The sequence below is a fragment of the Citrobacter sp. Cpo221 genome (genome assembly GCF_030332345.1).
Taxonomy (GTDB): domain Bacteria; phylum Pseudomonadota; class Gammaproteobacteria; order Enterobacterales; family Enterobacteriaceae; genus Citrobacter; species Citrobacter portucalensis.
On sequence record NZ_JAOWIA010000029.1, the window covers coordinates 235,437 to 250,611 of the forward strand.

Annotated in this window: 13 protein-coding genes; 6 read left to right on the forward strand and 7 right to left on the reverse strand. The window is 51.1% G+C overall.

All coding sequences use genetic code 11. The annotated features are described in order from the left end of the window. The first annotated feature begins 24 nt into the window (after positions 1-24). A complete protein-coding gene (gene torT / locus OGY72_RS02320) occupies positions 25-1,056 on the forward strand; it encodes a TMAO reductase system periplasmic protein TorT (protein WP_286546562.1) in 1,032 nt (343 codons plus the stop codon). Here the strand turns inward: torT and torR are convergent. Further along, the gene (gene torR, locus OGY72_RS02325) at positions 1,029-1,721 is read right to left on the reverse strand and encodes a two-component system response regulator TorR (RefSeq protein WP_286546992.1); all 693 of its coding nucleotides are present in this window, start codon (positions 1,719-1,721) and stop codon (positions 1,029-1,031) included. The genes torT and torR overlap by 28 nt on opposite strands. A gap of 131 nt (positions 1,722-1,852) precedes the next feature. Between torR and torC the strand changes: the two genes are divergently transcribed. The 3 genes from torC to torD are packed head-to-tail and all read left to right on the forward strand — an operon-like array spanning position 1,853 to position 6,172. Next, positions 1,853-3,031, forward strand: a complete 1,179-nt coding sequence (torC, locus tag OGY72_RS02330) for a pentaheme c-type cytochrome TorC (protein ID WP_003831126.1) — start codon at positions 1,853-1,855, stop codon at positions 3,029-3,031. Further along, positions 3,021-5,561: a trimethylamine-N-oxide reductase TorA gene (gene torA / locus OGY72_RS02335; protein ID WP_286546565.1), complete on the forward strand. Its 2,541-nt coding sequence runs from the start codon at positions 3,021-3,023 to the stop codon at positions 5,559-5,561. Before torC ends, torA begins: the two co-directional genes overlap by 11 nt. After that, the gene (gene torD / locus OGY72_RS02340; protein ID WP_149384097.1) at positions 5,558-6,172 is read left to right on the forward strand and encodes a molecular chaperone TorD; all 615 of its coding nucleotides are present in this window, start codon (positions 5,558-5,560) and stop codon (positions 6,170-6,172) included. The genes torA and torD overlap by 4 nt, the downstream gene beginning before the upstream one ends. Before the next feature lie 55 nt (positions 6,173-6,227). Here the strand turns inward: torD and uspF are convergent, their stop codons facing one another. Next, complete coding sequence (gene uspF, locus OGY72_RS02345) at positions 6,228-6,656, reverse strand: universal stress protein UspF (protein ID WP_286546574.1); 429 nt, start codon at positions 6,654-6,656, stop codon at positions 6,228-6,230. Positions 6,657-7,186: 530 nt separating this feature from the next. Here uspF and OGY72_RS02350 point away from each other — a divergent pair. Both OGY72_RS02350 and OGY72_RS02355 read left to right on the forward strand, forming a co-directional pair. After that, positions 7,187-8,281: a NapC/NirT family cytochrome c gene (locus OGY72_RS02350; RefSeq protein ID WP_286546579.1), complete on the forward strand. Its 1,095-nt coding sequence runs from the start codon at positions 7,187-7,189 to the stop codon at positions 8,279-8,281. 20 nt (positions 8,282-8,301) lie between these two features. Continuing rightward, positions 8,302-10,746: a trimethylamine-N-oxide reductase 2 gene (locus OGY72_RS02355; RefSeq protein WP_286546581.1), complete on the forward strand. Its 2,445-nt coding sequence runs from the start codon at positions 8,302-8,304 to the stop codon at positions 10,744-10,746. Positions 10,747-10,815: 69 nt separating this feature from the next. On the opposite strand, the gene OGY72_RS02360 is transcribed toward OGY72_RS02355, so the two are convergent. The 5 genes from OGY72_RS02360 to cusR all read right to left on the reverse strand — a co-directional run bounded on the left by OGY72_RS02360 (position 10,816) and on the right by cusR (position 15,158). Then, positions 10,816-11,619, reverse strand: a complete 804-nt coding sequence (locus OGY72_RS02360) for an MBL fold metallo-hydrolase (RefSeq protein WP_286546583.1) — start codon at positions 11,617-11,619, stop codon at positions 10,816-10,818. Positions 11,620-11,702: 83 nt separating this feature from the next. Continuing rightward, positions 11,703-12,209: a hypothetical protein gene (locus tag OGY72_RS02365; protein WP_286546585.1), complete on the reverse strand. Its 507-nt coding sequence runs from the start codon at positions 12,207-12,209 to the stop codon at positions 11,703-11,705. 372 nt (positions 12,210-12,581) lie between these two features. Continuing rightward, positions 12,582-12,908 (reverse strand): PcoE/SilE family metal-binding protein, encoded by a 327-nt coding sequence (locus tag OGY72_RS02370; protein ID WP_286546993.1) that lies wholly within the window; start codon positions 12,906-12,908, stop codon positions 12,582-12,584. A 125-nt stretch (positions 12,909-13,033) separates the two neighbouring features. Further along, positions 13,034-14,485 (reverse strand): Cu(+)/Ag(+) sensor histidine kinase, encoded by a 1,452-nt coding sequence (locus OGY72_RS02375; protein ID WP_126318930.1) that lies wholly within the window; start codon positions 14,483-14,485, stop codon positions 13,034-13,036. Then, entirely contained in the window at positions 14,475-15,158 is a 684-nt protein-coding gene (gene cusR, locus OGY72_RS02380) for a copper response regulator transcription factor CusR (protein WP_003831137.1), read from the reverse strand. Before cusR ends, OGY72_RS02375 begins: the two co-directional genes overlap by 11 nt. Positions 15,159-15,175: the final 17 nt, after the last annotated feature.

A 15,175-nucleotide genomic window follows, 5' to 3' on the forward strand; every position in this document is an offset into this window, starting at 1 on the left:
AGCCTTATCAATGTTGAGGCTATCATGCGCGTATTGGTTTTCCTGTTAATCACGATTTTTCCCGGTTTGAGTCATGCGGCTGGAGCCGCATTGCTGCGCTGGCAGGATATGCAGCAGGCAGTCCCGGAACTGCAATCGGACGTTACTGCAAACAAAGTCTGGAAACTGTGCGCGCTGTATCCCAGCCTGAAAGACTCCTATTGGCTTTCAGTGAATTACGGCATGCTTGAGGCGGCGAGAAAATACGGAGTAAGTCTGAAGGTGTTAGAGGCGGGAGGGTATCGCCAGTTCACCACGCAAAAAACACAAATCGCCCAGTGTCAGCAATGGGGAGCAGATGCCATATTGCTGAGCAGCAGCACGACGACTTTTCCGGATTTACGAGCGCAGGTGGGCGCGTTGCCGGTCATTGAGGTAGTGAATGCGATACACGATCCGACGGTGAAAGCACGGGTCGGCGTTCCGTGGTTCCAGATGGGGTATCAGCCGGGCCGCTATCTGGTCAAGTGGAGCGGTGGCAAACCGTTAAAGGTTTTGTTATTGCCAGGACCTGATGACGCCGGAGGCAGCCGCGAAATGGTGGCAGGATTCCGTCAGGCGCTTGCCGGTAGTCAGGTGCACATCGTGGATGTGGCGTTGGGGGATAATGATATTGAAGTTCAGCGCAACCTGTTACAGGAGATGCTTGAGCGTCACCCGGAGGTCGATGTGGTTGCCGGTACGGCAATTGCTGCGGAAGCAGCGATGGGAGAGAAGCGGAATCCGGGGACGCCGCTAACCGTGGTCTCTTTTTACCTGTCGCATCAGGTGTATCGTGGACTTAAACGCGAAAGAATCATTATGGCTGCCAGCGATCAGATGGTCTGGCAAGGTGAACTGGCGATTCAACAGGCGATCAGGGTGCTACAAGGGCAACCGGTACCGGAAAATATCAGTCCGCCGATCCTGGTGCTCACCCCGAAAAATGCCGACAGCCAGCATGTTCAGCGCTCGCTGTCTCCTGGCGGGTTCCGTCCGATTTATCTGTATCAGTACACGTCGGCCGCTAAAAAATAACCTTCGCCGTGCTGCGTCACCAGTAAATCAGCCCGTAGCTTGTGGCGCAAACGGCGGATCAGCACATCCACGGTGCGTAAGTCTGGATTGTCTACCCGTCGTGCCGAAAGCATACGCAGTAAACGTTCGCGGCTGAGAATTTCCCCCGGATTGGTGACAAAGGCGACCAGCATTTCATACTCGGCGCGGGTGAGTTTGATCGTCTCATCGTCCAGCTCCAGGGTATGCCGGGAGACATTCAGACAGTATCCGGCAAACTGATAGCAGTTATCTTTGGTTTCCGGCTGTGCCTGGCGGGCAAGATCGATACGCCAGAGCAAATTTTTAACCCGAACCACCAGTTCACGTAGCTCCAGCGGCTTGGTGACATAATCATCAGCGCCCATTTCCAGGCCAACGATCCGGTCAATTTGATCGCTACGACCTGTCACCAGAATGATCCCCACCGTTGAGCGTTCGCGCAGGGCGCGGGTCAGCATTAAGCCATTTTCGTCCGGGAGGTTGATATCCAACAGAATGAGATCGACAGGATGTTGTGACATGATTTCACGCAGACCAGCTCCGCTGGCGGTAACAGAGACATGATAACCTTCCTGTTCAAAATAAGCCTGTAACCGTGCCTGGGTGACCGGTTCATCTTCAACAATGACAATGTGATGCGGCATCCTGATGGCGTTCTCTTTCTGTTCATATCTGTTCACATTGTGCCGTAAGCCATTCATCCTGACCAGTGTTGCTGTTCACATTTGAGAAATAAGATCCTCTGTAACTAAACCATAAGATTACAGGGGCTATTATGCGGAAACTATGGAGGGCGCTGCTCAGACCGAGCGCACGTTGGTCAGTGTTGGCGCTGGTCGTTATCGGGATTGTGGTCGGTATTGCGCTGATCGTCTTGCCGCACGTTGGTATTAAATTAACCAGTTCTACCGAGTTTTGCGTGAGCTGCCACAGTATGCAGCCGGTTTACGAAGAATATAAACAGTCTGCACATTTTCAGAATGCCTCCGGGGTACGCGCAGAATGTCATGACTGCCACATTCCATCCGATATTCCAGGCATGGTGAAACGTAAGCTGGAGGCCAGCAACGATATTTACCAAACCTTTGTTGCCCACTCTATTGATACTCCAGAGAAATTCGAAGCCAAACGCGCTGAGCTGGCGGAGCGCGAATGGGCGCGAATGAAGGAGAACAACTCCGCGACCTGTCGTTCTTGTCATGACTATGATGCGATGGACCACGCTAAACAACATCCTGAAGCTGCGCGCCAGATGAAGATTGCGGCCAAGGACAACCAATCCTGTATCGACTGCCATAAAGGTATTGCACACCAGCTTCCCGATATGAGCAGCGGTTTCCGCAAGCAGTTTGATGAGTTACGCGCCAGGGCGAACGACGATGGCGAGACGCTCTACTCTCTGGACATCAAACCTATTTATGCCGCCAAAGGTGATAAAGAACCTGCAGGCTCACTGCTGCCCGCTTCTGAAGTGAAAGTGTTAAAGCGTGATGGTGACTGGCTGCAAATTGAAATTGTCGGCTGGACCGAGAGTAATGGGCGTCAGCGCGTGTTGGCGCAACTGCCGGGCAAGCGCATTTTTGTGGCTTCCATTCGTGGCGACATCCAGCAGCACGTGAAGACGCTGGAGCAAACCACCGTTGCGGAAACGAATACGCCATGGAGTAAATTGCAGGCCACTGCCTGGATGCAGAAGGGCGATATGGTCAACGACATCAAACCGATCTGGGCTTATGCCGACTCACTCTATAACGGAACCTGTAACCAATGCCACGGCGCACCAGAGAAAGAACACTTTGATGCTAACGGTTGGATTGGCACGTTGAACGGCATGATTGGATTTACCAGTCTGGATAAACGTGAAGAACGTACCTTGCTGAAATATCTGCAAATGAATGCCTCTGACACTACGGATAAGCCGCATGGCGATAAGGGAGAAAGCAATGAAAAATAACGATCTCTTTCAGGCATCGCGCCGACGTTTTTTGCTGCAACTGGGCGGCTTGACCGTAGCAGGCATGTTAGGGCCTTCGCTGCTCACGCCGCGTAGCGCTAATGCCGCAGAGGTGCAGGGGGCAGGCGTCAAAGAGGGGATTCTGACCGGTTCTCACTGGGGGGCCATTCGTGCCACCGTGGTTGACGGTCGTTTCATTGAGGCCAGGCCGTTCGAGCGCGATAAATACCCGTCAAAAATGATCGCCGGACTCCCGGATCACGTACATGGTGGAGCGCGTATTCGCTACCCGATGGTTCGCGTGGACTGGTTGCGTAAACGCCATCAGAGCGATACCTCGCAACGTGGAGATAACCGCTTTGTGCGCGTTTCGTGGGATGAAGCGCTGGATTTCTTCTATCAGGAACTGGAGCGCATTCAGAAGACTTATGGTCCGAGCGCGCTGCTAACGGCCAGCGGCTGGCAATCGACCGGGATGTTCCACAATGCTTCCGGGATGCTGGCGCGTGCCATTGCGCTGCATGGCAACAGCGTGAGTACGGGGGGCGACTATTCCACCGGTGCCGCTCAGGTCATTCTGCCACGTGTGGTGGGATCAATGGAGGTCTATGAGCAGCAAACCTCCTGGCCACTGGTACTCGAAAACAGCAAAACCATTGTGCTGTGGGGTTCTGATCTCATCAAAAACCAGCAGGCGAACTGGTGGTGTCCGGATCATGATGTCTACGAATACTACGAGCAACTGAAGGAAAAAGTGGCACGGGGCGAGATTTCGGTCATCAGCGTTGACCCGGTCGTCACCTCGACTCATGACTACCTGGGCCGCGACAAGGTTAAGCACATCGCCGTGAATCCGCAGGCTGATGTACCGCTACAGCTGGCGCTGGCACACACGCTGTATACCGAGAAGCTCTACGATAAGCATTTCCTCGAGAACTACTGCGTTGGGTTTGAGCAATTTCGGCCTTATCTGCTGGGAGAAAGTGACGGACAGCCTAAAGATGCCCAGTGGGCGGAAAAAATCTGCGGGATTGATGCTGAGACAATCCGTGAACTGGCACGGCAGATGGCGGGCGGCAGAACGCAAATTATTGCCGGCTGGTGCGTGCAGCGTATGCAGCACGGGGAACAGTGGGCGTGGATGATCGTGGTGCTGGCCTCAATGCTTGGGCAAATTGGCTTACCCGGGGGAGGATTTGGCTTTGGCTGGCACTACAACGGCGCGGGCACCCCAGGGCGTAAAGGCGTTATCCTGAGCGGATTTTCTGGTTCCACCACCGTTCCACCGGTACATGACAGTACCGATTATAAGGGCTACAGCAGTACCATCCCGATCGCGCGTTTTATCGATGCGATTCTGGAGCCGGGCAAGAGCATTAACTGGAACGGTAAAACCGTCAAGCTGCCACCGTTGAAGATGTGCGTTTTTGCCGGGACCAACCCGTTCCATCGTCACCAGCAGATCAACCGTATTATTGAGGGCTGGCGTAAGCTGGAAACCGTTATCGCCATCGACAATCAGTGGACGTCGACCTGTCGGTTCGCTGACATCGTATTGCCGGCGACGACCCAGTTTGAACGTAACGATCTTGACCAGTATGGCAACCACTCCAACCGCGGCATTATCGCTATGAAGCAGCTGGTGCAGCCGCAGTTTGAAGCGCGTAATGATTTCGATATTTTCCGCGATCTTTGCCGCCGCTTTAACCGTGAAGAAGCGTTCACAGAAGGGCTGGATGAGATGGGTTGGTTGAAGCGCATCTGGCAGGAAGGAAGCCAGCAAGGGAAGGGACGCGGTGTTCATCTTCCGGCTTTCGACGTTTTCTGGAATCAGCAAGAGTACGTTGAATTCGAACATCCGCAGATGTTTGTCCGCCATCAGGCCTTCCGCGAAGATCCTGACCTTGAACCTCTGGGGACGCCGAGCGGTTTGATCGAGATCTATTCGAAAACTATTGCCGATATGCAATATGACGATTGCCAGGGACATCCGATGTGGTTTGAGAAAATCGAACGTTCACACGGTGGGCCTGGATCGCAACGTTGGCCGCTGCATCTGCAATCCGTCCACCCGGATTTCCGTTTGCATTCACAGCTCTGCGAGTCCGAAGCGCTGCGTAAGCATTACGCGGTAGGTGGCAAAGAGCCGGTGTTTATTAATCCGCAGGATGCCAGCGCCAGGGGGATCCGCAACGGCGATATAGTTCGTGTATTTAACGCGCGTGGACAAGTGCTGGCCGGCGCGGTTGTCTCCGATCTCTACTCGCCGGGCGTGGCGCGCATCCATGAAGGTGCCTGGTACGATCCTGATAACGGTGGAGAAATCGGAGCGCTGTGTAAATATGGCAATCCGAACGTGTTAACCCTGGATATCGGCACGTCTCAGCTGGCGCAGGCGACCAGTGCGCATACTACGCTGGTGGAAATTGAGAAGTATACCGGCAAAGTGGATAACGTGACGGCGTTCAGCGGCCCAATAAAAATGGTGGCGCAGTGTGAATATGTCCCGGCTGAGCAGGTGAAGTCATGATAAAAGACACCTCCCTGACAACAGAACAGATGGCCTGCGTTTATGCCTGGCTGGCGCAAATGTTTTCCCAGGAGCGTGACGGTGAAGGATTAGCGCAATTGCAGTCCAGCGAAATGGCTGAGTGGTTCGCGGTGCTCAAAGGCGAGCCGCTGCTTGAGGCGCAGGTTCTTCAACTGGAAGCGAAAATTGCCGCGCTCAAGGTCCGTGAAGACGCTACTCTGGAACTGGCGGCTGATTTTTGCAGCCTGTTCCTGATGTCGGATAAACACGCAGCGTTACCCTACGCATCGGCTCATCTTGAAGAAGGGCCAAACTACGGGGTCATTAAACAACTGTTATCTGATGCGGGCATGCAGGTAAGCGATACGTTTAGCGAATCAGCCGATCATCTGGCGATTTTTATCGAACTGCTGAGTCATCTGCATTTTTCTCTTGGTGAGCCAGGGGTTAGCCGTCAGCGTATTGATGCGTTGCGCAGAGAAACGCTGGCGGGGCTGTTACGCTGGTTACCGGAGTTCACCACTAAATGCCGCAGATATGATGACTTTGGTTTCTACGGTGCGTTGAGCCAGCTGCTGCTGGCATTTGTCAGGCTGGATCATCAGAACTGAGTGATGGCCTGAGCCACAGAAAAACGGGAGCACATTCGCTCCCGTTTTAACCCTATCACCGCACAACCAGCACCGGGCATTTCGCGTGGCGGACTACGGCTGCCGCCGTTGACCCCAGCAAATACGTGCTAAAACCGGGCTTATGTGAGGCAATGACAATAAGCTCGGCGTCCACCGCTTCCGCCACCTTGAGGATCTGATCTTTTGGTGGGCCGTAAACGATGTGAGTCTGACTCCTGCCCGCAGGAATATTGAACTGCTTAATAATCTCTTCGAGTTTTTCGCTGGCCTTGGCCTGCAAACCACTTCTGTCCGGAAATTCGGTAGAGTAGGCCAGCCCCAGCGAGGCATAGAACGGAACGGTAGGAATAACGGCTAAAAAGTGAACCTTCGCGGTTTTGGCATGCGCCTGGACCTGCGGAACAACATGACGAGTTAAATCGGTTTCAGAGATATCAATGGGCACCAGAATTGAGCGATACATATTCACTACCTCCTGTTTGTTTACCTCTACTCTGAGTGTAGCGAAAGTCGTCTCTGTATAATAAGTGACCAGATCAAGATTGCATGCATAAAATGTACGTCAATGAAAGGTGTGCGCCGCAAGTCTTATCGTGAATATATATCTGAGCAAAAACTAAAAGGGAAGTCTCTTCGTAAATGCTTGTCATCTCGAAATAGAAAAGGATTCATTTTCATGTCTTTTCATTGTATATTTTATTATATAACGAGTGTCGCTAAGGGATGAATTTTAACGCACCTCAGTAATTATTGGATTTTTATTCTTATATTTCCATAATTAATAGTTAATTAAACCGTAGGTTGAGATTAAAATTCTGATTTTAAACGGAATTTGATATTTACATTTCGTTCTCATTAATTATGCGAGCCCCTTCAAACTTACCCGTTAGCTGATTCTTATTTCTCTCTTCGCTTGATGAATATCAATAAGTAGCTGCTTTAGTATATTTATTGTCTACCCCTAAAAGGGTATTCGTCTGATGGAAATAAAAGATGAGAAAAATAAATAAAACTATCCTATGGACGATGCTGCTGTGCATTGCTCTTGGGGCTATTATTGTGTTGGCTGGGCAATGGACATTGCACAAAACCTCGAGCACGGAATTTTGTTTGTCGTGCCATACGATGCAGGCACCTTATGAGGAATATACCGGCTCGGTTCACTTCCAGAATCAGAAAGGCATTCGCGCAGAATGCGCGGACTGTCATATCCCGGAGGGCGGTCTGGATTTTCTGGTGGCTAAGCTGCGGGCCTCAAAAGATGTTTATCATCAGTTCATAACCAAAAAAATCGATACCCCGGAAAAATTTGAAGAACACCGTCTGGAGATGGCGCAAACCGTTTGGGCACAGCTCAAGGCTAATGATTCTGCGACCTGCCGTAGCTGCCACAGTATGGACGCCATGGATCTTGCCGCACAAAGCGCGGATGCTCAGAAGATGCACAAAATGGGCATCGCGGAAAAGCAAACCTGTATTGATTGCCATAAAGGCGTCGCCCATTTCCCACCTGAAATAAAAATGGATGACAGCGCGCTTAAAGGGCTTGAAGCGCAGTCAGCCTCCACCCCAGCTTCAGCAACTGAACTTTATGCTGTAAGCAACACCGCGTTGGGCGATCTGGGAACCGTTTACCCGGCAACCAAAATGCAGGTCCTGAAAACAACGGACAACACGCGATTGGTCGAGATTCGCGGTAGCCAGATGCAAGGAAGTGAACAGGTTATTTACTACGCAGCAGGGCAGCGTTTGATTCTCGCCAGCCTGAGTGAAAAAGGTCAACAGTCGCTGAAGATCCTCTCCAACTGGAAAAAGGATGATTACGGCAATGCGTGGCGAGATGTCGTGCTGCAAGGGGAATGGAGTGGTTCCGCTCTCGCCAGCCGTGAACCTATGTGGGATTACGCGCGCAAACTCGACAATGTGTACTGCGCAGGCTGTCATGCGCCAATTCCGGCGAATCATTTCACGCTCAACGCCTGGCCTTCAGTAGCCAAAGGGATGGGGGCTCGCACCAATATCAGTGAAACCGAACTGGATATCCTGAGCCGTTACTTCCAGTACAACGCTAAAGACATGAATAAATAAGCGATCAATCAGGAGAAATCATGAAACTCACAAGACGTGACTTTATTAAGACGGCTGGCGTGGCAACCGGGACAATGGCGATTTCTTCGGTGATCCCAATGCCAGCCTGGGCCGAAGGCCAGAATGGCGGGGCAATCCTGACGGCAGCACGTTGGGGTGCGGTATACGTGGAAGTAAAAGACGGAAAAGTGGTTTCCTCAAAAGGTGCGTTGCTGAAAACGGTGCCGAACTCATTACAGCAAACCGCGCCAGATCAGGTTCATACCAATATCCGCGTTAAGTATCCGATGGTGCGCAAAAGCTATCTGGAAAACCCGGGTAAAGCGGATGGCAAACGCGGTAACGATCCTTTCGTGCGGGTTAGCTGGGAGCAAGCGCTGAAGCTCATTCATGAACAGCACAGCCGGATCCGCAGCAGCTATGGTCCCGCTTCGATATTTGCCGGTTCTTATGGCTGGCGATCCAGCGGCGTTCTGCATAAGGCGCAAACCTTACTGCAACGCTATATGAGCATGGCCGGTGGCTACGCCGGGCATACCGGAGATTATTCAACCGGTGCCGCGCAGGTGATCATGCCATACGTTGTGGGATCGGTTGAGGTTTATGAGCAGCAAACCACCTGGCCGATGGTGCTTGAGCACAGTCAGGTCGTGGTGCTGTGGGGGATGAATCCGCTCAACACCCTTAAGATTGCCTGGAGCAGCACGGATGAACAAGGGATTGAATACTTTAATCTGCTGAAGAAATCAGGGAAAAGCGTCATCGCCATCGATCCGATGCGTTCTGAAACTATCGAGTTCTTTGGTGATAACGCGACCTGGATTGCGCCACATATGGGGACCGATGTGGCAATGATGTTAGGGATAGCCCATACGCTGGTGAAGAAAAACCTTCACGACAAAGCCTTCCTGGAAAAATACACCACCGGATATCCGCAGTTTGAAGAGTACCTGCTCGGCAAGAGCGATAAAGTAGAGAAAACCGCCGAGTGGGCATCTGGCGTGTGTGGCGTGCCTGCTGAGCAACTGGAAAAGCTGGCGGAAATTTTCTCCAGCAACAAAACCATGCTCATGGCAGGTTGGGGGATTCAGCGCCAGCAATACGGTGAGCAAAAACACTGGATGCTGGTGACTCTGGCGGCGATGCTGGGGCAAATTGGTACCGAAGGCGGCGGCTTCGGGTTCTCTTATCACTATTCCAACGGCGGTAACCCAACGCGCACCGGTGGGGTCTTACCGGCGATCTCCGCCAAAATTGAGGGTGGGTCATCGGCAGGTAATGACTGGGCGGTTTCCGATGCGGTGACCAGCCTGCCGGTAGCGCGAATTGTCGAGGCGCTGGAAAACCCAGGCGGCAAATATCAACATAACGGTAAAGAGCAAACCTTCCCGGATATCAAAATGATCTGGTGGGCGGGCGGCGCTAACTTTACCCATCATCAGGATACCAACCGCTTAATCAAAGCCTGGCAGAAGCCTGAACTGGTTGTCATCTCTGAATGCTACTGGACCGCTGCGGCCAAACACGCCGATATCGTTCTGCCAATCACCACCTCGTTTGAGCGTAACGATCTGACCATGACCGGTGATTACAGTAACCAGCATCTGGTACCGATGAAGCAGGTCATTGAGCCGCAGTTTGAAGCGCGTAGTGATTTTGACGTCTTTGCCGATCTGGCTGAGATGCTCAAGCCGGGGGGGAAAGCTGTCTACACCGAAGGCAAAGACGAAATGGCGTGGCTGAAGCAGTTCTATGACGTCGCGCAAAAAGCCGCCCGCGCCCAGCGTGTCGCCATGCCTCAGTTCAACGCGTTCTGGCAGCAGAATAAACTGATCGAAATGCGTGAGAATGAAAAGAATAACAAATATGTGCGCTACGCGGATTTCCGCAGCGATCCGGTGATGAACGCACTCGGAACGCCGAGCGGCAAGATAGAAATCTACTCGAAAACGATTGAAGGCTATCAGTATAAAGACTGTCCGCCGCATGCGTCCTGGATTGAACCGGATGAATGGAAAGGAACTGCGGATAAAGATCAGCTGCAGCTACTGACGGCGCACCCGGCACATCGTCTGCATAGCCAGCTGAACTACGCGTCGCTGCGTAAAGAATACGCGATTGCCAATCGTGAACCGGTGACGATTCATCCGGATGACGCAAAAGCCAGAGGGATTGCCGAGGGCGATCTGGTCCGCGTATGGAATGCTCGCGGACAGGTTCTGGTTGGGGCGCATGTCAGCGACGGCATCAAACCGGGCATCATCTGTATTCATGAAGGCGCATGGCCGGATATTGAAAACGGTATCTGTAAAAATGGCGGTGCGAACGTGCTGACGGCGGATATCCCGACTTCAAGACTGGCGAATGGTTGTGCCGGGAATACCAGCCTGGTATACGCAGAAAAATACACCGGTGAAGCGCCAAAACTCACCGTCTTTGATGAACCAGCAATTGTCACCATGTAATGATGACTGATAAACGGGGGCCGTAAGGCTCCCGTTTTTTATTGCTGTTTGGGCAACGCTTTACTGTTGTTACTCAGCCAGCTCAATCACATCTCCCGTTGCCGGGGCGTCAGTTCGCGGTAGCCACAATCGCCCCCACGAACCGGTGCAATGACAGCCAAGCAGTTTTTCGGGGTGTTGTTGCTTAATAAATTGTCGGGTCCGCCATAGCTTAGCGGGGGAGGCTGCACGTAAATGAAACCCACCGACGAGGGCATAAATTTTGTTAACCCCGGTGATTTTCTGGCAATGGCGTACGATGTTTTCTATTCCCCGATGCCCGCAACCGGTAATGATGACTAACTCGCGTGCAGATTTATAGATCAATACGCCTTCGTCACTGATGTAATCTGGCTGGAGTTTTTTCTCGCTAATCACGCCATAGGACTGTGGCGTGGGGACGCTAATTTCTCCGGACCACAAAAAGCGATCGCTGATAGCCAGCGGCTCGCGGGTGTATTCCATTATGAATCGAGAGTAGTTGTTATCTCGCGAGAGTTTTTTAATTTTTCGTGGTATTCCCGCAACCGTTATCGATGCGTAACGCTCGCAGGCCAGTTGAGGATGGCAAATGATACGGCTGTTATCCGCAAGCCACGGCACGCCGCCGCAGTGATCATAATGACCGTGCGAAAGTACTACGGCGGTTAATTGGGTCAGGTCTACGCCCATTTGCGTAGCGTTGTGCATGAAGCTGCCATCCGGCCCGGTATCAAACAATATTGTGGTTGTTTCATCCTGAACTAACAGACTTAATCCAGGCTTGGCCAGTAATGATTTTCCAGCGCCAGCAGCGCGTCGGTTTTCAAGCAGCACCGTGAGGGTTAAAGCCATGCCTGACTCCCGTATTAAAACGGCATATTGTAATGCATCGGTTTTGAGAGCGCTGTGATCTCAGCGCTCTTTAACGTTATCCGTCATTCACGCACAATTTTGCCTGCGTTTCCTGCATCGCTGTCATTCCAGCTACCGTGACCATTTGTTTTAATCGTATAGGTGGCATAGCCGACACGGAAGGTCATCGTATCCTTATAGGTATTTACGTCACGCACTTCATTACCATTGACGTAAACGCCGGAATCTTCCACGTGAATATCAACGCTGCGTTGACCATTGGCAAATTTGGCTACGTAATTTCCGCTGAATTTGCCATCAATACCGGCATTATCGTGGTTATCCCGGTCTGCGGTATTTTGCTGCTCTTCACCATGGCGATGATGACGATTCTGCTGGCTGTTATCGTTCTCGATAAAGCCATGATCGCGGTTCCACTGATAGGATTTATTCACATCACAGCCATTGAGTTCGCTCATTTGCGTACAACCTGAACGTTCATACTTTTTCTGCATTGCCGGGGTAATTGCACATGCCGTTGTGGCCGTTGTCAGGCCAAGGACCAGGAGGGTCAGCAGACGTTTATTCATTTTTCACTCACTATCATCATTAAGCTTATTTATAGGAATACGAACTTTTTGGCTGTCATGTTTATGACGACGGCAGTCTCCCATTAAATATTAACGACGCATATCAGGGGGAATCCTAATTTATAATTAGTATTAGGTGATGAATGTTGTAATACGCAACATAATAAGCAGCTTATTTACTTGTTTTGTACAATTTGGATAGAGAACTAAGAGGTGGTTACTTTTAGATGAAGGATTTAATGAATTATTAATATTGACATTAACAGTGAACAAGGATGCGGGCTTGTCTATAAACAGACCCGCGTGGGGAGAGTAGTCCACAATATTCAAACTTAGCCTATTAATGGATATCGTCGTCAATACAGTTTGTCTTTACCCTTGAGTGGAGATCTGTGCACGATGCTGTTCAGCCTGTACCTCATGAGCAAACGAATGGCTGTTGTTGACTGACTGGTGAACAACCATCGCTTTTTCATGTTCATTCATTTGTGAAAATGATTGCGCATTGGTTGATGTTGACGATGAATTATTTGCCTGCGCGGCGTGTGCTTGTGCCATTTGTTGATGTGCAGGAGCGTCGCTGTTATTCATCATTTCATGAGCCATTGCGGCCTGCTGATGCATTTTGGGTGTTTCTGCCGCATTAACGCCAGCTGAAATAAAAAACGCGATAGCTAAAAAAGAGGACATCTTATTCATCATATTTCTCCTGTTTGGGTTTACGGAAGAAAGTATAATTAATAGGGGCTGTCAGTGGCGTGACAGGATTATGACGGTTGTGTCAGACAACAGGTGATGACGGGTATAAGCGTCATCACCATAAATTACATCGCGTGCTTGGGCAGCGTCAGAATAAAGCGAGTGGCATGAGGGTCGGAAGTCACCGAGACTTTTCCTTGATGGGCAGTCACAATCGATTTCACAATCGCCAGACCAATGCCGCTGCCTTCGCCCTTACGTTGTCGTGAAGGGTCCACTCGATAAAAGCGATCAAAGAGTCGCGGAAGATGTTGCGGGGGAATGGGGTTTCCGGGATTCTCAACGACTATCTGCACCTGGCCATCCGCCTCTTTCACCCGCACGGTTACCGACTCGCCTTTTGGCGTATAGCGCATGGCATTTGACAGCAGATTACTCATTGCACGGCGTAACATTAATGGGTCGCCAGAAACCCAGCATGCACGTCCTTCAAAACGTAAACCAACCTCACGCTCTTCAGCCCAGGCTTCGAAAAAGTCGAATACTTTACCGACCTCATCAGCCAGATTGAGCGCTTTTTTTTCTGGGATCAGCTGATTGTTATCCGCCTGCGCCAGAAACAGCATATCACTCACCATCTTCGACATACGGCCAAACTCTTCGAGATTAGAATACAGCACATCTTCCAGCTCTTTTTGGCTGCGGGTCTGGCTGAGCGCAATCTCCGTTTGAGTGACGAGGTTAGTTATTGGCGTGCGGATCTCATGGGCAATATCCGCTGAGAAGTTCGACTGGCGTTTAAATACGTCCTCGATGCGTTCGATCATGTGATTAAACGAACTCACCAGCTGTTCCAGTTCAATAGGAACCGCTTGCGGATCGAGGCGTACATCGAGATCTTTCGAGGTGATATTTTGGATGCGACGACTGACGTTACGAATCGGTTCATGACCTTTGTATACGGCGAACAACACGATAAAAACAATCATCATGCTAATCAGCGATGCTGTCATAATCAGCTTGTTTTTCAGATCGTTAATATAGTGCAGATGAAAGTCGATCGATAATGCCAGATACAGCGTATACGCTGGTTTTCCATCGGCAAGTTGTCCTACCGGCAGGCGAATCATTCGCCAGTTAGACGATGTTTTCTGTCCGTGGATATGTTTGGAGGTTTGCAGTGTGGGGCCTGAGATAATAAAAACATCGCTGGCATGAGCATTTTTATCGGGCCTTGCACTGGCGATAAACTGCCGAAGATCCGGCGCATTGGGCGAATGGAAAATGGCCTTCTGGTTGCTATCTTCCAGAGAAATAATGACGTTCGAATAACCCTCCACCACATTTTTTAGCGTTTCCAGGCGGCGTGATTCTGGCTCGTTGGGTTGGTTAATAATCCTCTCAAGCGTGGCGCTAATCTCTTGTAAATCGTTGATGTCCTGCTCGGCGAAGTGGACTTTCACGGAGTGGATCATTATCCATGCAAAGGCGAAAAATGAAGCAATTGTCGCCAGGCTGATAAAAAAGGTCAGTCGTGTCGCCAGTGAAAAAGGGCGCCGCCATCGTTTACTGGTCATCAGGAACCTCAAGCATATATCCCACACCGCGCACGGTCTGAATCAGTTTCGGCTCAAAATCGTTATCAATTTTGGCGCGCAGACGCTTAACAGCGACGTCGATAGCATTAGTATCGCTGTCAAAATTCATATCCCAGACCTGGGAGGCGATCAGTGAGCGGGGTAAAACTTCCCCCTGATGGCGCAGGAAAAACTCAAGCAGCGTAAACTCTTTGCTGGTCAGGGTGATGCGCGTACCGCTGCGGGTGACTTTCCTGCTGACCAGATCGACCATTAAATCCGCGACCTGAAACTGGCTTTCGACAATCACCGCAGCGCCTCGACGTAGCAACGTTCTGACCCGTGCCAGCAGTTCGGCGAAGGCAAACGGTTTAACCAGGTAATCATCAGCACCCAATTCCAGACCTTTAACCCGATGCTCAATGGTACCCAGTGCGGTGAGGAGAAGAATGGGCATTCCTTTGTTGGCGGAACGCAGCATCCGCACGATATCCCAGCCGTTTACATCCGGCAGCATGATGTCGAGTATGAGCAGGTCGTAATCGCCGGTCATCGCCAGGTGATACCCGTTCAGGCCGTTATCCGCTAAATCCACGACAAAACCCGCTTCCGTCAGGCCTTTTGTCAGGTATTCACCGGTTTTTTTCTCATCTTCGACTATCAAAACCTTCATCGCATTCTCCTTCTCGC